The 21,047-nt window shown below is 70.2% G+C and carries 19 protein-coding genes, 1 tRNA gene and 1 pseudogene; 14 read left to right on the top strand and 7 right to left on the bottom strand.

The genetic code is table 11. From position 1 onward, the window contains the following. Positions 1-2 precede the first annotated feature (2 nt). Positions 3-953: an ArsR/SmtB family transcription factor gene (locus ACZ6TB_RS46260; RefSeq protein WP_465567411.1), complete on the top strand. Its 951-nt coding sequence runs from the start codon at positions 3-5 to the stop codon at positions 951-953. 287 nt (positions 954-1,240) lie between these two features. Next, positions 1,241-4,327: an isoleucine--tRNA ligase gene (gene ileS / locus ACZ6TB_RS46255; protein ID WP_465567408.1), complete on the top strand. Its 3,087-nt coding sequence runs from the start codon at positions 1,241-1,243 to the stop codon at positions 4,325-4,327. Here the strand turns inward: ileS and ACZ6TB_RS46250 are convergent. Both ACZ6TB_RS46250 and ACZ6TB_RS46245 read right to left on the bottom strand, forming a co-directional pair. Further along, on the bottom strand, positions 4,324-4,908 hold the full coding sequence (locus ACZ6TB_RS46250) for a DUF3455 domain-containing protein (RefSeq protein ID WP_465567405.1): 585 nt from the start codon (positions 4,906-4,908) through the stop codon (positions 4,324-4,326). The two genes, ileS and ACZ6TB_RS46250, sit on opposite strands and share 4 nt — an antisense overlap. Before the next feature lie 97 nt (positions 4,909-5,005). Then, the gene (locus ACZ6TB_RS46245; protein ID WP_465567402.1) at positions 5,006-5,416 is read right to left on the bottom strand and encodes an SDR family NAD(P)-dependent oxidoreductase; all 411 of its coding nucleotides are present in this window, start codon (positions 5,414-5,416) and stop codon (positions 5,006-5,008) included. A 178-nt stretch (positions 5,417-5,594) separates the two neighbouring features. On the opposite strand from ACZ6TB_RS46245, the gene ACZ6TB_RS46240 reads away from it, so the two are divergent. Further along, a complete protein-coding gene (locus ACZ6TB_RS46240) occupies positions 5,595-5,849 on the top strand; it encodes a hypothetical protein (protein WP_465567399.1) in 255 nt (84 codons plus the stop codon). Between the two features lie 3 nt (positions 5,850-5,852). On the opposite strand, the gene ACZ6TB_RS46235 is transcribed toward ACZ6TB_RS46240, so the two are convergent. From ACZ6TB_RS46235 to ACZ6TB_RS46225, 3 genes are read right to left on the bottom strand one after another with little or no spacing between them, the layout of a single operon-like run. Further along, on the bottom strand, positions 5,853-6,980 hold the full coding sequence (locus tag ACZ6TB_RS46235; protein WP_465567397.1) for a TolB-like translocation protein: 1,128 nt from the start codon (positions 6,978-6,980) through the stop codon (positions 5,853-5,855). After that, a complete protein-coding gene (locus ACZ6TB_RS46230; RefSeq protein ID WP_465567395.1) occupies positions 6,977-7,498 on the bottom strand; it encodes a SigE family RNA polymerase sigma factor in 522 nt (173 codons plus the stop codon). The genes ACZ6TB_RS46235 and ACZ6TB_RS46230 overlap by 4 nt, the downstream gene beginning before the upstream one ends. Before the next feature lie 54 nt (positions 7,499-7,552). Beyond that, positions 7,553-8,329, bottom strand: coding sequence for an SAM-dependent methyltransferase (locus tag ACZ6TB_RS46225; RefSeq protein WP_465567392.1), 777 nt, complete (start codon positions 8,327-8,329; stop codon positions 7,553-7,555). Between the two features lie 164 nt (positions 8,330-8,493). On the opposite strand from ACZ6TB_RS46225, the gene ald reads away from it, so the two are divergent. From ald to ACZ6TB_RS46190, 7 genes and pseudogenes are all read left to right on the top strand, one after another. Next, a complete protein-coding gene (gene ald, locus ACZ6TB_RS46220) occupies positions 8,494-9,609 on the top strand; it encodes an alanine dehydrogenase (RefSeq protein ID WP_465567390.1) in 1,116 nt (371 codons plus the stop codon). Further along, positions 9,606-10,517: a site-specific tyrosine recombinase XerD gene (locus ACZ6TB_RS46215; RefSeq protein ID WP_465567503.1), complete on the top strand. Its 912-nt coding sequence runs from the start codon at positions 9,606-9,608 to the stop codon at positions 10,515-10,517. The genes ald and ACZ6TB_RS46215 overlap by 4 nt, the downstream gene beginning before the upstream one ends. A 115-nt stretch (positions 10,518-10,632) precedes the next feature. Further along, entirely contained in the window at positions 10,633-11,565 is a 933-nt protein-coding gene (locus ACZ6TB_RS46210) for a ParA family protein (RefSeq protein WP_465567387.1), read from the top strand. A 3-nt stretch (positions 11,566-11,568) separates the two neighbouring features. Next, on the top strand, positions 11,569-12,237 hold the full coding sequence (locus tag ACZ6TB_RS46205) for a zinc metalloprotease (protein WP_465567385.1): 669 nt from the start codon (positions 11,569-11,571) through the stop codon (positions 12,235-12,237). 121 nt (positions 12,238-12,358) lie between these two features. Further along, positions 12,359-13,399 (top strand): annotated as a pseudogene (locus ACZ6TB_RS46200) (segregation and condensation protein A); the annotation flags it as partial. Positions 13,400-13,761: 362 nt separating this feature from the next. Then, positions 13,762-15,192, top strand: a complete 1,431-nt coding sequence (gene scpB / locus ACZ6TB_RS46195; RefSeq protein WP_465567382.1) for an SMC-Scp complex subunit ScpB — start codon at positions 13,762-13,764, stop codon at positions 15,190-15,192. Beyond that, positions 15,161-15,922: a pseudouridine synthase gene (locus ACZ6TB_RS46190; RefSeq protein WP_465567379.1), complete on the top strand. Its 762-nt coding sequence runs from the start codon at positions 15,161-15,163 to the stop codon at positions 15,920-15,922. The genes scpB and ACZ6TB_RS46190 overlap by 32 nt, the downstream gene beginning before the upstream one ends. Here the strand turns inward: ACZ6TB_RS46190 and ACZ6TB_RS46185 are convergent. Beyond that, positions 15,905-16,825, bottom strand: coding sequence for an NADP-dependent oxidoreductase (locus tag ACZ6TB_RS46185; protein ID WP_465567376.1), 921 nt, complete (start codon positions 16,823-16,825; stop codon positions 15,905-15,907). The genes ACZ6TB_RS46190 and ACZ6TB_RS46185 overlap by 18 nt on opposite strands. A 262-nt stretch (positions 16,826-17,087) precedes the next feature. Here ACZ6TB_RS46185 and ACZ6TB_RS46180 point away from each other — a divergent pair, with 262 nt between their 5' ends. Then, the gene (locus ACZ6TB_RS46180; RefSeq protein ID WP_465567373.1) at positions 17,088-17,693 is read left to right on the top strand and encodes a TetR/AcrR family transcriptional regulator; all 606 of its coding nucleotides are present in this window, start codon (positions 17,088-17,090) and stop codon (positions 17,691-17,693) included. On the opposite strand, the gene ACZ6TB_RS46175 is transcribed toward ACZ6TB_RS46180, so the two are convergent. Continuing rightward, entirely contained in the window at positions 17,680-18,375 is a 696-nt protein-coding gene (locus ACZ6TB_RS46175) for an enoyl-CoA hydratase-related protein (RefSeq protein ID WP_465567370.1), read from the bottom strand. The two genes, ACZ6TB_RS46180 and ACZ6TB_RS46175, sit on opposite strands and share 14 nt — an antisense overlap. A 110-nt stretch (positions 18,376-18,485) precedes the next feature. Between ACZ6TB_RS46175 and cmk the strand changes: the two genes are divergently transcribed. From cmk to ACZ6TB_RS46160, 3 genes are all read left to right on the top strand, one after another. Next, entirely contained in the window at positions 18,486-19,163 is a 678-nt protein-coding gene (gene cmk, locus ACZ6TB_RS46170) for a (d)CMP kinase (RefSeq protein ID WP_465567367.1), read from the top strand. Beyond that, positions 19,164-20,546, top strand: coding sequence for a ribosome biogenesis GTPase Der (der, locus tag ACZ6TB_RS46165; protein ID WP_465567364.1), 1,383 nt, complete (start codon positions 19,164-19,166; stop codon positions 20,544-20,546). Between the two features lie 49 nt (positions 20,547-20,595). Beyond that, positions 20,596-20,669: transfer RNA gene (locus ACZ6TB_RS46160), tRNA-Pro, on the top strand. Positions 20,670-21,047 lie beyond the last annotated feature (378 nt).

Here is a 21,047-nt window from a genome sequence, read left to right as displayed (position 1 = left end):
GGGTGATCCGATGGGAGTTCGGCGCCGCCGACCTGGCCGGCCTGCGCTTCGCGCACTCGCCGATGGCCGAGCTCGTCGCGAGCGCCTTCGCCCTGCGTGGCCCCTCGGTGCCGTGGTCGGCGGCGCCGTGGCGCGCCCGGGCGCTGGCCGCGTCAGGTCCGACTTTTCGGCATATCGTCCTTGGCCCGCGCGGCTACGCGCCCGACTTCCTCACGCCGATTCCGTCCCGTGCCCGCCCCCGCCTGGAGGATGAGCTGTCGGCGATCGCCGCCACGCCCCTCGACCTCGTCGCCGAGCAGGTCGGCGCGGGCTGGGCCGGCCACAACCCGCCGCCCGAGATCGACCGCTTCGCCGGCGACCCGCGCTCGGGCCTGGCCACGCTGGTCGCCGAGATCCGGGACTATTTCGCGGCCGCGATCGCGCCCCTCTGGCCGGGACTGCGGGCCGCGGCCGACGCCGAGATCGCCACCCGCGTCCGGTCCGCCGCCGAGCACAGCCCGCGCACGCTGCTCGACGACCTGCACCCGCGCCTGAACTGGGACGGCGCCGCCCTCGAGATCCGCTACCCGCACAAGAGCGGCGAATGGACCCTCGACGGTCACGACCTCACCCTGCTGCCGACCTCGTTCGCCGGCGCCGAGGTCTACGCGATGCCCCATGCCGCCGCCGGGCGCTCCCTCTGGTACGCCCCGCGCGGCTTCGGCAACGTCTGGTCGCCGGCCCCGCCCGACGCCCTGTCCGCCCTGCTCGGCCCGACCCGCGCCGCCGTGCTGACCCTGCTCGCCGCCCCGAGCAGCACCGGCGATGTCGCCACCCGGCTCGGCCTGGCCGCCGCGACCGCCTCGCACCACCTCACCACGCTGCGCGACGCCGGCCTGATCGCCGGTGCGCGGGCCGGCCGCCGCCTGCTGTACCAGCGCACCAGCCTCGGCGATCAACTCGCGGGCCGGTGAAGCGGGCCGGTGATGCGGGCCGGTAATCCCGAGGCGCCCTGCGTCGGTCCCGGAGTAGCATGTCCCGCGCAGGGCGTTGACGGGGACGAGTAACGCCGCACGCAGCCGAGAGAGACCCGGGGATGGTGGAAGCCCGGGGGCGTGCGCGGCGCGAAGATCACCCCCGGAGCCCGTGCGTATTCGAATGAGTGGGCCGTGGCCAACGCACGGTCAAGGAGGGTGGTACCGCGGGGCGCACGTGGCCTCGTCCCTCTGTTGGCAGCATCAGCGTCGACAGAGGAGAGATCATGTATCGCCCGGTGCCGGCCCAGGTCGACCTGCCCAAGGTCGATCACGAAGTCCTCGCGTTCTGGCGCGACAACGCGATCTTCGAGCGCAGCCTCGAGCAGTCCCGCGGCCGCCCGGAGTGGGTCTTCTACGAGGGACCGCCGACGGCGAACGGCATGCCCGGCGCCCACCACATCGAGGCCCGCGTCTTCAAGGACGTGTTCCCGCGCTACCGCACGATGAAGGGCTTCCACGTCGAGCGCAAGGCGGGCTGGGACTGCCATGGCCTCCCCGTGGAGCTCGCGGTCGAGAAGGAGCTGGGCTTCAACGGCAAGAAGGACGTCGAGGCGTACGGGATAGCCGCGTTCAACGAGCGGTGCCGGGCGTCCGTGACCCGGCACACCGACGCGTTCGCCGAGCTCACCGAGCGGATGGGCTACTGGGTCGACCTCGGCGACGCGTACCGGACGATGGACCCCGACTACATCGAGTCGGTGTGGTGGTCGCTCAAGCAGATCTTCGACAAGGGTCTGCTGGTCGAGGACTTCCGGGTCGCGCCGTGGTGCCCGCGCGACCAGACGACGCTGTCCGATCACGAGCTGGCCCAGGGCTACGAGACCGACGTCGACCCGGCGGTCTACGTCCGTTTCCCGCTCACCGGTGGCCCGCTGGCCGGGCGCGCGTCCTTGCTGGTCTGGACGACGACGCCGTGGACGCTGGTCTCGAACACGGCGGTGGCCGTCAACCCCGACGTCACCTATGTCGTCGCCACCGACGGCACCGAGCAGATCGTGGTCGCCTCCGCCCTCGTGCCGGAGGGATTCACCAGCACGGGGGAGTCGTTCGCCGGCCGCGAGATGGAGCGCTGGACCTACCGGCCGCCGTTCGACCTGGTCGAGGTGCCGGGGGCGCACTACGTGATCCTGGCCGGCTACGTCACCACCGACAGCGGCACCGGTCTCGTGCATCAGTCGCCCGCGTTCGGCGCGGAGGACCTGGTCAACTGCCGCGCCTACGGCTTGCCGATGGTAAACCCGGTGCGGCGGGACGGGACCTTCGAGGCCGAGGTGCCGCTGGTCGGCGGGCTCTTTTTCCGTACGGCCAACGAGCCGCTGGTGGCGGAGCTGCGGCGGACCGGGCTGCTGTTCCGTCTCGATCCCTACGAGCACCAGTACCCGCACTGCTGGCGCTGCCACACCGCGCTCATCTACTACGCCCAGCCGTCCTGGTACGTGCGCACCACCGTCGTGCGGGACGACCTGCTGCGCGAGAACGAGAAGACCACCTGGCAGCCCGAGAACGTCAAGCACGGCCGTTACGGGGACTGGCTGGTCAACAACGTCGACTGGGCCCTGTCGCGGAACCGGTACTGGGGAACGCCGCTGCCGATCTGGCGGTGCGCCGACGGGCACCTGACCTGCGTCGGCTCGCTCGGCGAGCTCGGCGACCTGACCGGCCGGGACCTGTCCGGGCTCGATCCGCACCGGCCGTTCATCGACGAGGTCACGTTCGACTGCCCGTCCTGCGGCGCCGAGAGCACGCGGGTCGAGGAGGTCATCGACGCCTGGTACGACTCGGGCTCGATGCCGTTCGCGCAGTTCGGCTACCCGTACAAGAACAAGGATCTCTTCGAGAAGCGCTTCCCGGCGCAGTTCATCTCGGAGGCGATCGACCAGACCCGCGGCTGGTTCTACACGCTGATGGCCGTGAGCACGCTGGTCTTCGACCGCTCGTCGTACGAGACCGTCGTCTGCCTCGGCCACATCCTCGCCGAGGACGGCCGCAAGATGTCCAAGCACCTCGGCAACATCCTCGAGCCGATCCCGCTGATGGACACGCACGGCGCCGACGCGGTCCGCTGGTTCATGGCCGCGGTCGGGTCGCCCTGGTCCGCGCGCCGGGTCGGGCACACCGCCCTGCAGGAGGTCGTCCGCAAGATCCTGCTGACCTACTGGAACACCGTCGCGTTCCAGGCCCTCTACGGCCGCACCGCGGGCTGGGTCCCGTCGGCGGCCGACCCGGCGCCGGCCGACCGGCCGGTGCTCGACCGCTGGGTGCTGTCCGAGCTCGCCGACCTGGTCACCAAGGTCGACGCCGCGCTGGCGAACTTCGACACCCAGGAGACCGGCCGGCTGCTCGCGGGCTTCGTCGACGACCTCTCCAACTGGTACGTGCGACGCAGCCGGCGGCGGTTCTGGCGCGGCGACCCGGCCGCGCTCGCCACCCTGCACGAGGCGCTGCGCACGGTGACGCTGCTGATGGCGCCGATGACGCCGTTCGTCGCCGAGCGGGTCTGGCAGGACCTGGTCGTTCCGGTCGACCCCGAGGCGCCGCCGTCGGTGCATCTGGCGTCGTTCCCGGAGCCCGACGCGTCCCGCCGCGACCCCGGCCTGTCGGCGCGGATGGCCGTCACCCGGCGGCTGGTCGAGCTGGGCCGGGCCGCGCGCGCCGAGTCGGGCATGAAGGTGCGCCAGCCGCTGTCCCGGGCCCTCGCCTCGTCCGCCGACCTGCCCGCCGACCTGCTGGCCGAGATCGCGGCCGAGCTCAACGTCGGCGAGGTGGCGCCGCTGGCCGGTTCGCTGGTCGACACCTCGGCCAAGGCGAACTTCCGGACGCTCGGGAAGCGCTTCGGCAAGCGGGTGCAGGAGGTGGCCCGCGCGATCGCGGCGGCCGATGCCGGCGTCCTCGCCGGATCGCTGCGGGAAAGCGGCGCCGCGTCGCTGACCGTCGACGGCGAGACGATCACGCTCGGGCCCGACGAGGTGGTCATCACCGAGACGCCGCGCGCCGGGTGGGCCGTGGCCTCCGAGGCCGGCCACACGCTCGCGCTCGATCTGGAGCTGACGCCGGAGCTGCTCCGGGCCGGCCGTGCCCGCGAGGCGATCCGGCAGATCCAGGAGGCGCGCAAGGCCAGCGGCCTCGAGGTCGCCGACCGGATCGTCCTGCACTACGCGACGGACGACTCCGAGACGGCGCGAGCGCTGGCCGAGCACGCCGCGCTGGTCGCCGACGAGGTGCTGGCGACCGCCTTCGCCGCCGGTGAGCCCGGCCCGGACGACCGGGTCTTCACCGACGACGATCTGCGGTTCTGGCTGCGAAAAGCTTAGACAGCCGGCACGGCCGGGTCGTCCCAGAAGACGTAGACGGCCTTGTACGGCACGTTCACGGTCTGGCCGGCCGTGCACGTGCCGGCCGGGGCCGCGCCGCCCGAGGTGTAGAGCCGGTTGATCCAGTCGGCCTTGGAGAGCACGCCCTTGCCGCTGTGGGTCTGCACCTGCAGCAGCAGCTCGGCAATCGTGCCGTCCTTCGGCAACGACTTGGTCGGCGTCGCCGTGACCAGCGAGTTGTCGCGCAGCGACTGCCAGCTCGGCCCGGCGAAGTGGTGCAGCCGGCCGCCGGTGCCGAGCAGCTGCGCCTCGGGAGTCGACTTGCCGGTGTAGCCGCCGACCGTGGCGCCGGTCGGGACGACACAGGTGTAGTTCTGGGTGCCGCTGGTGACGATGTAGGCGCCGACCGGGCGGGAGCCGTCCGGCGGCTTGATCTCCGGTGGGATGGACGGGATGGAGACGGCTCGTGCGTCCGGGCCGACGGCGGCCGGCGCCGCGACCTCAGCGGCCGATGCATTGAAGGTCACCGCTCCGACACCCGCGATGACGGCCGCCATGCCGGCCACGGACAGCGCGCGCACGCGCGACCGAGTCGTGCTGAACAATGTTGCCCCCCTGCGTTGGATGGCGGGCCCCTCGCCCACCGACAACACACACGGCGTCACGGCTCGCATCGTTTTAGATCAACTTCGTTACTGTCCGTTCGTACCATGTGGACGATCCGATCAACGAAACTTCGCGCGTAGCCGTAGCGCGGGCCCGAGAGTTCCGGTAATAGCGGCCATCCGGCGCGGGTAGGAGACCACCGCCGGCCGGGTGCGCACGCATCGCAGCTTTGGAGGCGGCATAGCCGGGCGCCCCGGCGGATACGACCGCGTCGGCGAGGCTGGAGAGCCCGATGAAATGGCCGTCACCCCGCGCGACCATGCGCGGCAGCACCACCTCGGCCGTGCGCGCCGCGCCGAGCAGGTTCACCTCGATCGCTCGCGTCTGGGCGGGCAGGTCGTGCGCCTCGCCGACGCCCGCGGCGTACACGCAAAGGTCGACGTCCCCGAGCTCGCCGAGAACCGTGCCGAACGCGGCGCGCATGGCGCTGGATCCTAGTCATGTTCCCGATCCGGTCGAGGGCGCGTCACGCTGGTGGATGACCCGGAGACGAGAAAGATTTCACGCCCGGCCGGTGACTTCCCTGTGACGTTCCGCTCACCTACATTTCGTAGGTGACGGCGGTTGTGTCGTCCCGGATCCGCCGTCCAGGGAGGCGACGATGCCCCACGCCGATTCGTACGATGTCGGCGACCTCGTTACGGTGCTGCCGCCGTACGACCGGGACCCCTACATCCTGAACTTCCAGCACTACGGCCGGGTCGCCGCCGTGGAGCACCGGGAGAACATGGGATCGGACCTCTACATGGTGGAGCTGGAGTCGACCCTGCCGCCGCGTCGCAAGGTCGGCCCGTTCCCCGGCAACCGCCTGGCCAAGGGCTGGCGCGACCAGTCCGGCCGATGGCGGGTCGAATAACTCCTACGAGGCGGTCGGCGGCAGCAGCTGGGCCTCCTTCAGCGACGCGATCTCGTTGTGGCTGTCGATGATCGTGCCGTCCTCGCCGAGCAGGTAGACCCGCTTGTGCGCGTCCCCGTCGACCCGCACCAGCAGCTGGTTGCCGGGCACCGGGTAGATCTCGGTCGACAGCGGGTTGGTGACCTTGACCAGCTTCGGCAGGTCCTGGTTCTTGCCGCTGACGGTGTCGACCAGCCGGAACCCGGTGCGCACCGGCCCCGGGTCGCTGGGGTTCATGCCGAGCACCACCGTGCGGGCGTCGTCGGAGATGCCCTGCAGGGTGAAGCCGCCGGTCGGCGTCTCGTCCCCGTGCGCGAACCGGCGGATCTCGGTGCCATCCGGCCGGCACACCACGACCTCGCCGTCCTTGCCGTAGGCGGCGTACTCGGCGTTGGGCGAGAAGACCAGGTCGGTGGTGCCGGCCGGGAAGCCCGCGTCGACGACCTTGCCGGTGCTCGTCTCGACGACCGAGGGCCGGCCGCCGAGCTCCTTCCAGAAGACCAGGCCGGTGGGGCCGGTCCAGCGCGGGTAGCTCATGCCGGTGCAGGTCACGTCGTACGCCAGTCGCCGCTGGTCGTTGCCGTCGATGCCGGAGATCCACAGATCGCCGGTGGCGCCCGGGGTCTCGTCGACGGCGACCCACGCGACGGTCGTCAGGTCGGGGGAGAGGAACATCCCGCAGGCCTTGCCCGGCGGCCGGAACTGCTGCTCGCTGGTCCGGAAGTCCGACCACCACAGGTCGTAGCGGAAGCCGTCGCCCTGATCGTGGCGGACCTGGTAGTAGAGCGTCGGCGGCAGCTTGCTCCAGGCGACCGGGGCCCCGGAGGTGGTCGGGACGCTGGGAACGCTCGAGCCGACCACCGGCGTGTTCCGGTCGCGCTGCGCCGAGGGCAGCCCGGCGACGGCGATGCCGGAGGCGACGGCGATCACGGCGAGGGCCGCGGCGGCGGTGATGGCGATGCGCCGGCGGACGGTCACTCGCCGCGAGGCGGCGTGCACGCGATCGCGCAGGTCGACGTTGACCACGTCGTCGGCCAGCTGGTCCATGTAGTCGTTGAGGGCCACGCGGGGGCTGGAGCGGAAGGGGTTCACGACAGGGCTCCTTTCCGGCTGTCGACGTCGGCGAGCTCGGGGGCGATGGCGCGGAGTCGGGCGAGGGACTTGGCGGTCTGGCTCTTCACGGTGCCGACGCTCACCCCGAGCAGGTCGGCGATCTCGCTTTCCGTACGGTCCTCGAAGAACCGCAGCACGAGAACGGCGCGCTGCTTGGCCGACAGTCGCAGCAGCGCGGACCGCAGGGCGAGGCGCAGGCTCACCGCGCGGGCGTGGTCGTCGCCGGTGGCGCGGTCGGGCATCCATCCCGGCAGCGACTCGGCCACCTTCGGCCGCCGCCACCAGGAGACCTGCAGGTGATACATGGTGCGCCGGGCGTACGACTCGGCATTGCCGATGTCATGCAGACGCTTCCAGGACTGGTGCGTCTTCGTGAGCGCCGACTGCACGAGGTCCTCGGCGAGCTGCTGATCGCCGGTCAGCAGGTAGGCGGACCGTAGTAGGGCGTGCGTTCGGGCTCGCACGAATGAGTCGAACTCGTCGTCGGCGTTCTCCACGCCCTCCAAGACGCGGGGACGCCCGGCAACGGTTGCCGTCGATCCGAGAAAACTTCAGCGCTTGACGGCAACGCCGCCGGACATCTGGACGTGGGAGTCGTCGATCTCGGTGTCGGGGCGCCAGCGGTTGACCAGGACCACGCCCGGGTCGACCAGCTCGAGGCCGCGGAACAGGGCCGTCACCTCGTCGTCGGTGCGCTCCTTGGCGGCGATGCCCCGGGCCCGGTAGGCGGCCGCGCCGGCCACCGCCTGCGGGTTGTGGGCGGTCACGGTGGAGATCGACAGGGTGCTGCCGGCGGGGAACGGGGCCAGCAGGCCGTCGATGATGCGGTGGGCCTCGTCCTCGGCGGTGATGAACTGGAGCACCGCGATGAGGCTGATCGAGACCGGGCGGGTGGCGTCGAGGCTCTTCACCTCGGGCGAGGCCAGGATCGTCTCGACGTCGCGCAGGTCGGCGTCGATGTAGCTGGTGGTGCCCTCGGGCGCGGAGGTCAGCAGCGCCCGGGCGTGGACCAGCACGATCGGGTCGTTGTCGACGTAGACGATGCGTGACCGGGGGTCGACGCCCTGGACCACCTCGTGCAGGTTCGGCGAGGTCGGCAGGCCGGTGCCGATGTCGAGGAACTGCCGGATGCCGCGCTCGGCCGCCAGGTAGTGGGCCACGCGGGCCATGTACTGCCGGTTTGCCCGCATGGAGATCGGCAGGCTCGGTGACGACTCGACGATGGCGGCGGCGGCCTGGCGATCGGCCTCGAAGTTGTCCTTGCCGCCCAGCAGGAAGTCGTAGATCCGCGCCGAGTGCGGCACCGAGGTGTTGAGATCCACAGGCATGGGAAGAACGTACCCCACCGTCCCTTCGATACCTCGATGCAGTTCGATGCCCAAAAGCGGACGAATCGGTCGTGGGTCGGGGCTCGTCGGAGGTACTCTGCGGGCGAGGTGGCCCGGTGCCGCCGTGGGACGTCACTCAGCGTTGAGAAAGGACGGTGTCGGCTGTGAAGGTCGGCATTCCCAGCGAAGTCAAGAACAACGAATTCCGGGTGGCCATCACCCCGGCCGGCGTCTACGAGCTCACCCGAGCGGGGCACGAGGTCTTCGTGCAGGCCGGGGCGGGCGCCGGCTCATCGATCACCGACGGTGACTTCAAGTCGGCCGGCGCGACCATCCTGCCGGGGCCGGACGACGTCTGGCAGACCGCCGATCTCGTGCTCAAGGTGAAGGAGCCGATCGCCGAGGAGTACCCGCGGATGCGGGCCGGGCAGGTGCTGTTCACCTACCTGCACCTGGCGGCGTCCAAGGAGTGCACCGACGCGCTCCTCGATCGCAAGGTCACCGGCATCGCGTACGAGACGGTCGAGCTGCCCGATCGCTCGCTGCCGCTGCTCGCCCCGATGTCCGAGGTCGCGGGCCGGCTCGCGCCGCAGGTCGGCGCCTATCACCTGATGCGCTCGGGCGGCGGCCGCGGCGTGCTGATGGGCGGGGTGCCGGGCGTCTACGCGGCCAAGGTCGTGGTCATCGGCGCCGGCGTCTCGGGCATGAACGCGGCGGCGATCGCGCTCGGCATGCAGGCCGAGGTTCTCGTGCTGGACCGCAACATCCACAAGCTGCGGGCCGCCGACGCCGACTACCGGGGCCATCTGCAGACGATCGCGTCCAACGCGTACGAGATCGAGAAGGCCGTCCTCGACGCGGACCTGGTGATCGGCGCCGTGCTGGTCCCCGGCGCGAAGGCACCGAATTTGATCTCCAACGATCTGGTGAGCCGGATGAAACCGGGCAGCGTGCTGGTCGACATCGCCATCGACCAGGGTGGCTGCTTCGAAGACTCGCGGCCCACCACGCACGCCGATCCGGTCTACCGGGTGCACGAGTCGATGTTCTACTGCGTCGCCAACATGCCCGGCGCGGTGCCGCACACCAGCACCTACGCACTGACCAACGTCACTTTGCCGTACGCTCTGGAGCTGGCCAACCTCGGCTGGCGCGCGGCCCTCAAGAACGACCCCGGGCTCGCCCTCGGGCTGAACACGCATGACGGACACGTCACCTACGGACCGGTCGCGGAGGCGCACGGCATGCCCACCCTCTCCACCGCCGAGGTGATCGCCTGAGCGTCGCCCGGGCCATCGACTCCTACCTCGACCATCTGACCGTCGAGCGTGGGCTGTCGCGCAACACCCTGGCGTCGTACCGGCGCGATCTCGACCGGTACGCGCGGGGGCTGGCGTCGTCCGGCATCGACGATCTTGCCGACGTGCGGGCCAAGCACGTCGGCGGGCACCTGGCCGAGCTGCGGGAGGAAGGTCTCGCCTCGGCCAGTGCCGCCCGGGCCATGAGCGCGGTGCGCGGGCTGCACCGGTTCGCCGTGCGGGAGGGGCTGGTCGCGGTCGACGTCGCCGCCGAGGTCAAGCCCCCGGCCCCGCCCAAGCGGCTGCCCAAGGCGCTCGACGTCGACCAGGTGACCCGGCTTCTCCAGGTCGGCGACGACACGCCGCTCGGGCTGCGGGACAAGGCGTTGCTGGAGTTCCTCTACGGAACCGGGGCGCGGATCTCCGAGGCGGTCGGCGCCGACATCGACGATCTCGACCTGGTCGCCGTTCCGTCCGCGACGCTGCACGGCAAGGGCGGGCGCACCCGGATGGTTCCGGTGGGCGGGTACGCCAAGGCCGCGATCGAGGCCTATCTCGTACGGGCTCGGCCGGCGCTGGCGGCCAAGGGGACCGGGATCCCGGCCGTCTTCCTCAACGCCCGCGGCGGCCGGCTGTCGCGGCAGTCGGCGTGGACGATCCTGCACCGGACCGCGAGCGCCGCCGGACTGCCCGTCGACGGGCCGCACGCGGTCAGCCCGCACACGCTGCGCCACTCGTACGCGACGCACCTGCTCGACGGCGGCGCCGACGTCCGCGTCGTCCAGGAACTGCTCGGCCACGCCTCGGTGACCACGACCCAGGTCTACACGCTGGTCACCGTGGACCGTCTGCGCGAGGTGTACGCGACCGCACACCCGCGCGCTCGTTAAAAGCTGCGCACCCATAGATGGCGACACGCCGACGGCTGACCCCGATCGGGCCGCGCGCGTGGCGTACAGTCGGGCATCGGCTCCGGCTGAAGCGAGTCGAGAGGGGGCGAGGGCCATGGCGGACAACGGATCACGGGCGGAAGCCTGGACCTCCGCGCTGCGAGATCAACAGAACTCCCTGGATCTCGGCGCCGACCTCGGTCCGGCCGACCCCACGGCGTACACGATGCGCCGTCCGATCCCCGAGCCGATGCCGACCGATCGGCACGGCCCGGCGCGGATCATCGCCCTGGCCAACCAGAAGGGTGGCGTCGGCAAGACGACGACGACCATCAATCTGGGCGCGGCGCTGGCCGAGTACGGCCGCAAGGTTCTGCTCGTCGACTTCGACCCGCAGGGCGCCTGCTCGGTCGGTCTCGGTGTCAACCCGCACAACCTCGACCTGAGCATCTACAACCTGCTCATGCAGGACGACGTCGCCACCGAAGACGTGATCATCAAGACCGACGTGGCCGGCCTGCACCTGCTGCCGGCCAACATCGACCTGTCGGCCGCCGAGATCCAGCTGGTCAACGAGGTCGCCCGCGAGATGGCGCTGGCCCGGGCGCTGCGCTCGGTCCGCAAGGAGTACGACTTCATCCTGATCGACTGCCAGCCCTCGCTGGGCCTGCTGGCGATCAACGCGCTGACCATCGCGCACGGCGTGCTCATCCCGCTCGAGTGCGAGTTCTTCTCGCTTCGCGGCGTCGCGCTGCTGCTCGACACGATCGACAAGGTGCGCGAGCGGCTGAACTTCGACCTCGAGCTCGAGGGCATCCTCGCCACCATGTACGACTCGCGCACCACCCACTGCCGGCAGGTGCTCCAGCGGGTGGTCGAGGCGTTCGGCGACAAGGTCTACCAGACGGTCATCACCAAGACCGTCAAGTTCCCGGAGTCCACGGTGGCCGGCGCGCCGATCACCAGCCTCGACCCGGCCTCCTCCGGCGCGCGCAACTACCGCCAGCTCGCCCGCGAGGTCATCGCCGCCAAGGTCGAGCGCGGCTGACCGGTGCTGTTCGCCCTTCGCACGCCGGTGGCGTTCGCTGCCCTGGTCGTGTCCTTCGTGCTTGCCCTGTGCGTGCGTGCTGTGGCCGTACGGCTGACTGCTCGAAGCCTTGGTCTCGCCGACCGCAAGGAACCCATCTGGCCGCGGTTGCGCGAAGATGTTGATCCGTTCGGCGCGGTAGCCGCCGCCATCGGGGGCATGGGCTGGGGCAAATCGCTCTCCGTCGACGAGATCCCCCGATATCGGGGCCGAGGCCGCGCGGCCGCCGTCTTCGCCGCCGGACCGCTCTCCTGCATCATCCTCGGCGAGATCCTGCTCGGCGTGTACGCGCTGTCGTTCCCCGACAACCAGCTCTCCCTGCTCGGCCCGGCGGACGTGCTGCTCGGCGTCGACTACGGCTTCGGCGAGACGGTCCTGCTGTCGCTGGCCGTCGGGATCCTGTGCTTCGGTCTGCTCGCGTGCATCCCGATCCCGCCGCTCGACGGTTTCGGCGTGCTCTACTTCGCGCTGCGCCGCCCCGGACCCAGCATGCAGTGGATGCGGCTGTGGTTCGAGGACAAGAACATCGGCGTGCTGATCCTGCTGATCTGCTGCCTGTTCCCGCAGCCCGGCCCGTTCCTGCTCCGCATCGTCAACGCGCTCGGGCTGGTCTTCGTCCGCCTGTGGGGCTGATCTTCGTTTCCGCCAGTCACCCGCGGTCTCCTGCGCCGTTGAACCGGGACGCAGCGTTGTCGTCGGAGGTGGCGGTGTGAGCCCGGAGCAGGTCGTTCTACCCGTGGTCTACGGTCAGCAGGTGCCCGAAGAGCTTGTGCCCCCCGATGCCGAGGTCCCCGCCGACCTCGACCCGGGCAAATTCACCGTGCGGCTGGAGAACTTCACGGGTCCGTTCGACCTGTTGCTCCAGCTGATCGGCAAGCACAAGCTGGACGTGACCGAGGTCGCGTTGCACCAGGTCACCGACGATTTCATCGCCTACATCCGAGCCATGGGCGACGACTGGGACCTCGACGAGGCCAGCGAGTTCCTGCTGGTGGCGGCGACGCTGCTGGACCTGAAGGCGGCCCGGCTGCTGCCCGCCGCCGAGGTCGAGGACGAGGAAGACCTGGCCCTGCTCGAGGCCCGCGACCTGCTGTTCGCGCGCCTGCTGCAGTACAAGGCGTTCAAGGAGGCGGCGGCGGTCATCGCCGACCTCGAGGGCACGGGCGCCAAGCGCTGGCCGCGCGCGGTGTCGATGGAGCCGCGCTACGCCGAGGCCCTGCCCGACCTGGTGCTCGGCATCGGCGTCGAGCGGCTGTTCAAGCTGGCGCTGAAGCAGTTCACGCCCAAGCCCGGCCCGCCGCAGGTGTCGATCGCCCACATTCACCAGGTGCGTGTTTCCGTACGCGAACACGCCCAACTGCTGCGCGACCGCTTGCGCCGTGCGGGCAGCGCGACGTTCACGCTGCTGATCGCCGACTGCGAGAACACGCTCGAGGTGGTGGCCCGCTTCCTGGCGTTGCTGGAGCTGTACCGCGAGGGCCTGATCGAGTTCGACCAGCCGGTTTCGCTCGAGGAGATGACGGTCCGCTGGGTCGGCGGCGACGCGGTGGACGCCGACCTCGACATCGACGACTACGAGGGCAGCAAAATCGACCCGGACGCGGTGGCGCCCGATGACGGGGGCGCCGACGCGGGGGATCTTTCCGCCGATGACGGTGACGCCGGCTTCGGCGGGGGTGAGCTTTCCGCTGATGGCGGCGACGAGCCTTTCGACGATGGCGACGGGTTTGATGAGGTCGAGCTTTCCGCCGCCGACGAGCACGCCGCCCATTCTCACCAACCCGGCACCGGGCCGCGCGAGTTCTTCTCACCCGACAAAACCGAAATTTCGGGTTTGTCCGACGGCGACGGCGACGGCGACGAGTTTGGCGAGCCCGAGCTCTCCGCCGGCGGCGATGATGATGATGCGCACACCGCTCACATCCACCGGTCCACTCACGAATCGCGCGCGATCACCCCGGCCGACGAAACCGAAATTTCGGGTTTGTCGGGCCGGAGCGGTGATGGCGATTCGGGGGTGGGCGTCGTGGGCAATCCGGGTGCGATTGTGTCCGACTCGGGGGGATCTCCGGCGGGCAGATTTGACACGCCCGAGGACCGCCGTGATCTTGGCGGGGGAGATGACGACGCGGCCGCGGTCGCGGTGGAGGAACGATCGTGAGCAACGACGACGAGCGGCAGTCCGAATCGCTTGCGGCTCAGGCGGCGGCCTGGGTGCCGCCGTGGGAGCGTCAGCAGCGGCCGCCGGACCGGGCCTATCAGGCGGCGGCCGAGGCGGAAGCGCGGGGTGAGGCCGGGGACGACCTCGACGACGACGCGACCGAGCCGGAGCGGCGGCCCGACGAGGACGCCGTCGAGCCGGAGCGGCGGCCCGACGAGGACGAAGAGCGGTTCGAGTCGGGGCTTGCCGACGATGACGACGACTTCGACCCCGCCTTCGAGGGTGGGAATCCGCCCGGCTACCAGGGCGATGACGAAGCGGCGGACGACGAGCGGGACGAACCCGAAGCGGCGAGCGACGAGCGGGACGAACCCGAAGCGGCGAGCGACGAGCGGGACGAACCCGAGGCGGACGACGAGGACGAAGACGAGCCCGAAGACGAGGACGAGGACCAGGACGAACCCGAAGCGGCGGCTCTGAACGGTGAGGATGCGCCGGTCAGCGTTGACGCTCCCGTCGATGGGGCGGAGGAGGAGCTCGCGCCCGAGCCGACCCTTGGCGAGGTGGGGCCCGAGCTGCCGCTTCCGGAAGCGATCGAGGAAGCGGCCGAGGAGGAGTGGGACGCGGACGGGCAGCCGGCCGACGCGCCTCTGGCCGAGGACGGGGACGACGCGGGGGACGTGTTCGACCAGGCGGCCGACGATGACGTCAGCGATGACGGCGCCGATGATCTGCCGTTCGCGGTGGACTCGGGCGAGGGTGAACCGGCGCCGGCTCCTCGGGCGAACGCGGTTCCCGAGCAGGGGCGACGCCGGGCCGCCGCGCCTGCGGTGGAAGCCGGCGCTGATGAGCGTACGGGCGATGAATTAAGGGAATTGACCGACGACGCCGAGCTTGCCGCCGCGCTCGAGGCCATCCTGCTTGTTGTTGATGAGCCGGTCGCCGAGATGCAGCTTGCGCAGATCTTGGAGCAGCCGACCGAGCGCGTCGGGGCGATGCTGGAGAATATCTCGGCGCGGTACACCGCGGCGGGGCACGGGTTCGACCTGCGGCGGGCGGCCGGTGGGTGGCGGCTCTACACCCGGCCGGAATATGCGGCGTACGTGGAAAGGTTCGTTCTCGACGGGCAGTCGGTGCGGCTGACGCAGGCCGCGCTCGAGACGTTGGCGGTCGTTGCGTACAAGCAGCCGGTGACCCGGTCGCGGATCTCGGCCATCCGCGGCGTCAACTGTGACGGGGTCATGCGTACGCTTGCTACGCGCGGCCTGATCGAGGAGTGCGGCACCGAGGGCGAAACCGGGGCACATCTGTACCGGACGACCGACCTCTTCCTCGAGAAGCTCGGGCTCAACTCGGTTGACCAGCTGCCGCCGCTCGCCCCATTCCTGCCCGACGATGTGGAAGAAGTGCTCGATGCCTCAGGCTGACACCGCCGAACGCCTCCAGAAAGTGCTGGCCGCCGCCGGTGTCGGGTCCCGCCGCGCCTGCGAAGACCTGATCTTCCGGCGGCGGGTCACCGTCAACGGAAAGGTCGCCAAGCTCGGCGACAAGGTCGATCCCGCCACCGCCGAGATCCTCGTCGACGGTCAGCGGGTGATCACCGACACCAAGCTCGTCTACATCGCGATGAACAAGCCGCGCGGGGTCGTCACCTCGCTCGACGACGAGAAGGGCCGCACCGAGCTCGCCGACTTCCTCGGCCAGTTCGACCAGCGCCTCTTCCACGTCGGACGCCTCGACGCCGACAGCGAGGGCCTGCTGCTGATCACCAACGACGGGGAGCTGACCAACAAGCTGACCCATCCGTCGTACGGGATCTCGAAGACGTACCTGGCCGAGGTGATGGGGCCGCTGCCCCGCAACGTGGGCCGGCAGCTGCTCGCCGGGGTCGAGCTCGAGGACGGGCCGGCCCGCGCCGACGCGTTCAAGCTGGTCGACGCCCTCGGCAAGACCGCCCAGGTGGAGATCGTCCTGCACGAGGGCCGCAAGCACATCGTCCGGCGGATGATGGACGCCGTCGGCCACCCGGTCACCCGGCTCATCCGCACCGCGGTCGGCCCGATCCGGCTCGGCGACCTGCGGCCGGGCGGCTTCCGGCATCTGTCCAACGCGGAGATCGCGGCCCTGTTCAAGGCCGTCTCACGGGACGACGACTAGCTTTCCCACGGTGTGTTCCCGGGCGAAGTCGTCCATCGCCCGGGCGCCATCGCTCAGTCGGTATTCACGCCGAATTCTCGGCATAAGTCCGGTTAAGTCGGCTACGCCGGTCTCCATGTCGAGGATCATCTCGAAGAGCACGTCGTCGCGGTTGATGAACTCGGGCTTCGGGGCCGGGAACGTGATCGTGTAGAGCCGGCCGCCGGGGTTGATGACCTTGGCGGCGTCGGCGAGCTGGTCGGTGGGCAGCACCAGATTGAGCACCACGTCGACTTTTTCCGGATAAATCCCGTATTGGGTGACCAGGTCGGCGCCGAGTTCTCGTAGCATGGCCTCGTCCGAGGGCCGTCCGGTGGCGATGACCCGGCCGGCCTCGAGCGTCGGCAGCAGCGTCGTGCCCACACCCCCGGTCGCGCCGATCACCAGCACGCTCTCGTCCCTGCCGATCTTCGCCCGCGCGGTGATCGCCTTGGTGGTCAGCCCGACGGTCGGCAGGGCGGCCGCCGTCGCCGCATCGAGCCCCGCCGGCCGATGCGCGACAAACGGGGTGTCCGCCTCGAAAACGGCGTACTCGGCCAGCGTCCCCGTGGTCAGGCTCGGCTTCGGGAACGGCAGCATGCCCGCCATCGCCCGCGGAATGCCATGACCGAAGACGAGATCACCTTTCCGGTACGCGGTGACGCCGTCCCCCACTTCGGTGACCGTTCCCGCGAAGTCCGTGCCCGGGATGTGCGGAAACGGCAACGCGATCAGCCCCTCGAACCCGCCCGTCGCCAGCCGCCGATCGATCGCGTTGAGCGAGGCCGCCTCGACCCGAACCTGAATTTGCCCCGGTCCCGCGCGCGGCGTGTCGATCTCGCCGACCGCGAACTCGCCGTAGTTGCTGACCAGCACAGCCTTCATGTCGCGTGCCTCCCGTTAAGCGGACCGTGCGGTCACGTTAGGCACAAGCGGACCGCCCGGTCAACTTGTTTGAGTCGCGGCCGGGGGCCGCTGTTATGGTCGCTGGCGTGACCCGCCCGAATGCGTGCCGTCCGGTCGCCGTCGTGACCGGCCTGATGTGTGCCGCCAGGCCGCTGTTGTGACCTGGCCGATGCGTGCCGTCAGGACGCCGTCGTGACCCGCCCGATGTGCGCCGTCCGGCCGCTGTCGTGACCCGCCCGATGTGCGCCGTCCGGCCGCGGTCGTGACCCGCCCGATGCGTGCCGACGCCGCGCGCAACCGGTCGCTGCTGCTCGCCGCGGCGGCGGCCGAGTTCGCGTCCCGGGGCATGGGCGCGTCGGTGGCCGACATCGCCAAGCGGGCCGGCATCGGGAAGGGCACCGTTTTCCGGCATTTCCCGACAAAGGACGATCTGCTGGCCGCGGTCGTGCTCGATCGGGTCGACTCGCTGGCGGCGCTGGCCCGGGAGCTCTACCTCGCGGACGATGCCGGGGGAGCGCTGTTCGAGTTCCTGACCGCCGCCGCGGACAAGCAGCAGCAGCTGGACTTCTCGTTCCTGCGCGACGCCGGCGAGATCAACGACCGGTTGGCGTCGGCTCGTGAGCGCCTGTTCGCGGTGATCGTCGCCCTGGTCGAGCGCGCTCAGGCGGCCGGGGCGGTGCGCGCCGATGTTTCGGGCGTGGACGTGATCCTGCTGATGTGTGCGCCGGCGCACGTGGTCAGCTTCGTCCCCGGCGCGCCACCCGACCTCTGGCGACGCTACCTGGGACTGATCTTCGACGGGTTGCGGCCGGAGGGGGCCAGCCCGCTTCCCGCTACGGGTGGCTGAACGGGGCCACGGCCGGCGCGCGCTCGCCCTCGGACCGCAGGGCGGCGATCACGGAGGCGTACATCCGCTGCTTGATGGTTTGCAGTGTCGGTCCGGCCTTGCCGGCATGACCCGCCGCGAGAGCGACCGCCCGTTCGCGGACCTCCTGCTCGGGGACCGCCTCGTCGACGATCTGGCGCGCCTGGGCATCGACGCCGCCGAATCGGGTGGCCGCCAGCATCGCCTCGTGGGCCGTCTGGGGGGTCAGCCGCGACTGGATGAGCGCGCCCATGCCGATCGTGAACGGGATGTTGATGTCGGCCTCGGGCAGGCACCAGAAGCCGCGGTCGGCGCGCATGATCCGGAAGTCGTGGCACAGGCTGAGCATCGCGCCGGCCGCGAACGTGTGACCCTGCAGGGCGGCGACCGTGATCATCGGAAGGCTCAGGAACCGGGCAAGAAACACATGGACCTGGGCGGCGTACGCCGGATATTGCTCCGGATTTTCGAACAACCACTCGAGGTCGAGCCCGTTCGACCAGATCTTGCCGCTCGCGGTGGTGACCAGGGCGCGCGGGTCGTCGCCCTTCTCCACCTCGTCGAGCAGGGCATTCACCGCGGTCATCCAGTCGGGGTGGAAGCGGTTGTCGGTGTCGCCGAGGTCGAGGACGAAGACGGCGTCGTGGCGATCGAGCGTGGGCATGTGGTCGCTCCCTCGGTCCTACTCGTCGGTAACATACCCTAGTTCGTCGATGCTTTCCACGCCGGGCACAATGGGAGGGTTGGGTCGGGCGGGCGAACTCGGGAGGAACGGTGGCGGAAGAAGTGCGGCCGGAGAAGTGTGTGGTGGCCGTCGACGGGCCTTCGGGTTCCGGCAAATCCACCGTTTCCCGGCGACTCGCTACCGCCCTCGACGGGGTTTACCTCGATACGGGCGCTATGTACCGCGCCGTGACGTGGGCCGTGTTGCAGGCCGGCGTCGATCTCAGCGACCCGGAGGCGATCGCGAAGATCGCCCTCGAGACCGAATTGTCCATTGGTACCGACCCGTCCGCGCCGCACTTCGCGGCCAACGGGGTCTCCGTCGACGGTCCCATTCGCGGAGCCGAGGTGACCGGCGCGGTCTCGGCCGTCGCCGCCGTGCCGGCCGTGCGCAAGCATCTGGTCGCGCTTCAGCGGGCGATCATCGCCGGCCAGCCCCGGATCGTCGTCGAGGGCCGGGACATCGCCTCGGTCGTCGCCCCCGATGCCGACCTGAAGGTCTATCTGACCGCGTCTGCCGCTGCCCGGGCCGCCCGGCGAAGTGCGGAAGACGCCACCGACGTGACCGCGACCGAGGCCGACCTGGCCCGGCGCGACAAGCTTGACTCGTCGCGGGCGACCGACCCGCTCCGACAGGCCTCCGACGCCCTCGAGGTGGACACCACCGGCATGGGCATCGACGAGGTCGTCGCGTACCTCCAAAGGCTTTTGAGCAGCAGGGTGAAATAAGTGAGTGACGTTTTCGCCGACCCGGATATCTCTTCCGAAACCGGGCCGGCTCCCGTGGTTGCCGTCGTCGGCCGCCCCAACGTGGGCAAGTCGACGCTGGTCAACCGCATCATCGGCCGTCGCCAGGCGGTCGTCGAGGACGTGCCCGGCGTAACGCGCGACCGGGTGCCCTACGACGCGCAGTGGAGCGGCCGCCGCTTCACCGTCGTCGACACCGGCGGTTGGGAGCCGGACGCCAAGGACCGGGCCGCCGCCATCGCCGCCCAGGCCGAGATCGCCGTGCAGACGGCCGACGTGGTCATCTTCGTGGTGGACGTGACCGTCGGCCCGACCGACGTCGACGAGGCCGCCGTGAAGATGCTGCGGCGGTCGCACAAGCCGGTCATCCTGGTCGCCAACAAGGCCGACAACCAGAACCTCGAGATGGAGGCGGTGTCGCTCTGGTCGCTCGGCCTGGGCGAGCCGCACCCGATCTCGGCCCTGCACGGCCGCGGCTCGGGTGACCTGCTGGACGACATCCTGGCCGCCCTGCCCGACCCGCCGCCGATCATCGAGGGCGGTCCGCGCGGTCCCCGGCGGGTGGCGCTGGTCGGTCGCCCGAACGTGGGCAAGTCGTCCCTGCTGAACAAGGTCTCCCGCGAGGAGCGCGCGGTAGTCGACTCCGTCGCCGGCACGACGGTCGACCCGGTGGACAGCCTGGTCGAGATGGACGGCGAGGTGTGGCAGTTCGTCGACACCGCCGGCCTGCGCAAAAGAGTCAACCAGGCGTCCGGTACGGAGTACTACGCGTCCCTGCGCACCGCGGGCGCCGTGGAAGCGGCCGAGGTCGCGGTCGTCCTGCTGGACGCCGGCGAGGTCATCTCCGAGCAGGACCAGCGGGTCCTGACCCAGGTCGTCGAGGCCGGCCGCGCCCTGGTGATCGCCTTCAACAAGTGGGACCTGGTCGACGCCGATCGCCGGTTCTACCTGGACAAGGAGATCGACCGCGAGCTGAAGCGGATTCCGTGGGCGATCCGGGTCAACATCTCCGCCAAGACCGGCCGAGCCGTCGACAAGCTGGCCCCCGCCCTGCGCCGAGCCCTCGACTCGTGGGAGCAGCGAGTCCCGACCGGCGCCCTGAACCAGTGGCTGACCGCCCTGACCCAGGCCACCCCCCACCCCGTCCGGGGCGGCCGCGCCCCCCGCATCCTGTTCGCGACCCAGGCCGGCGTGGCCCCGCCCCGCTTCGTCCTGTTCACGACGGCCCCGCTGGACGCCGGGTATCTCCGCTTCATCGAGCGCAAGCTGCGCGAGGAGTTCGGCTTCGAGGGCAGTCCCATCGAGGTCTCCGTGAAGCCCCGCAAGAAGACCGGCCCGGGGGGTCGTGGAAAGGCCCACGGGTAGGGGTTGTAAGGTGTAGAAGTTGCCGCGCGGTCTTCGGGCTGGGTGGCATCGGGCTGTAGCGCAGCTTGGTAGCGCACTTGACTGGGGGTCAAGGGGTCGCAGGTTCAAATCCTGTCAGCCCGACTTTGTGAAAGGCCAGCTCAGCTGGCCTTTTTCATTTCCCGCCGTGAATGCCTCCGGATCACCACGACACGCATTTCTGCCCGAACGCGCGTACGGTTTACCGGATCGTCGCTGATCGCGTCCTCCGCGTCGGCCCGTGGGGGATTGCCGCGTCCGGTCTGCACGCGAGCGTATGCATCCCGAAATTGCAGTTGAGCAGGCATTCCCTCCCATGGCCGCCGGCCATCGGCGCATAGCTGCGACCTTGAGTATCGCGGTTGTTCGATGTCCACTTAGGCCGATCACGACACATCAGTGACACGAACGCTCGTACGGTGATCTTGGTCGGTCGCCAGCGTGCAGGCCGTGGCCGGTGGGCACGGCGGATGCCTGTTGATT

The organism is Actinoplanes sp. NPDC051537 (assembly GCF_055586105.1).
The sequence above is the reverse complement of the archived record's forward strand: the minus strand, read 5'-3'. Positions and strand labels throughout refer to the sequence as shown.

Coding starts and splice junctions, on each gene's coding strand:
- ileS (WP_465567408.1), top strand. CDS start 1,241: ATGTATCGCCCGGTGCCGGCCCAGGTCGACCTGCCCAAGGTCGATCAC.
- ACZ6TB_RS46175 (WP_465567370.1), bottom strand. CDS start 18,375: ATGCCCACGCTCGATCGCCACGACGCCGTCTTCGTCCTCGACCTCGGC.
- ACZ6TB_RS46245 (WP_465567402.1), bottom strand. CDS start 5,416: ATGCGCGCCGCGTTCGGCACGGTTCTCGGCGAGCTCGGGGACGTCGAC.
- ACZ6TB_RS46190 (WP_465567379.1), top strand. CDS start 15,161: ATGTGGAAGAAGTGCTCGATGCCTCAGGCTGACACCGCCGAACGCCTC.
- ACZ6TB_RS46240 (WP_465567399.1), top strand. CDS start 5,595: ATGCCCCACGCCGATTCGTACGATGTCGGCGACCTCGTTACGGTGCTG.
- ACZ6TB_RS46225 (WP_465567392.1), bottom strand. CDS start 8,329: ATGCCTGTGGATCTCAACACCTCGGTGCCGCACTCGGCGCGGATCTAC.
- ACZ6TB_RS46185 (WP_465567376.1), bottom strand. CDS start 16,825: ATGAAGGCTGTGCTGGTCAGCAACTACGGCGAGTTCGCGGTCGGCGAG.
- ACZ6TB_RS46210 (WP_465567387.1), top strand. CDS start 10,633: ATGGCGGACAACGGATCACGGGCGGAAGCCTGGACCTCCGCGCTGCGA.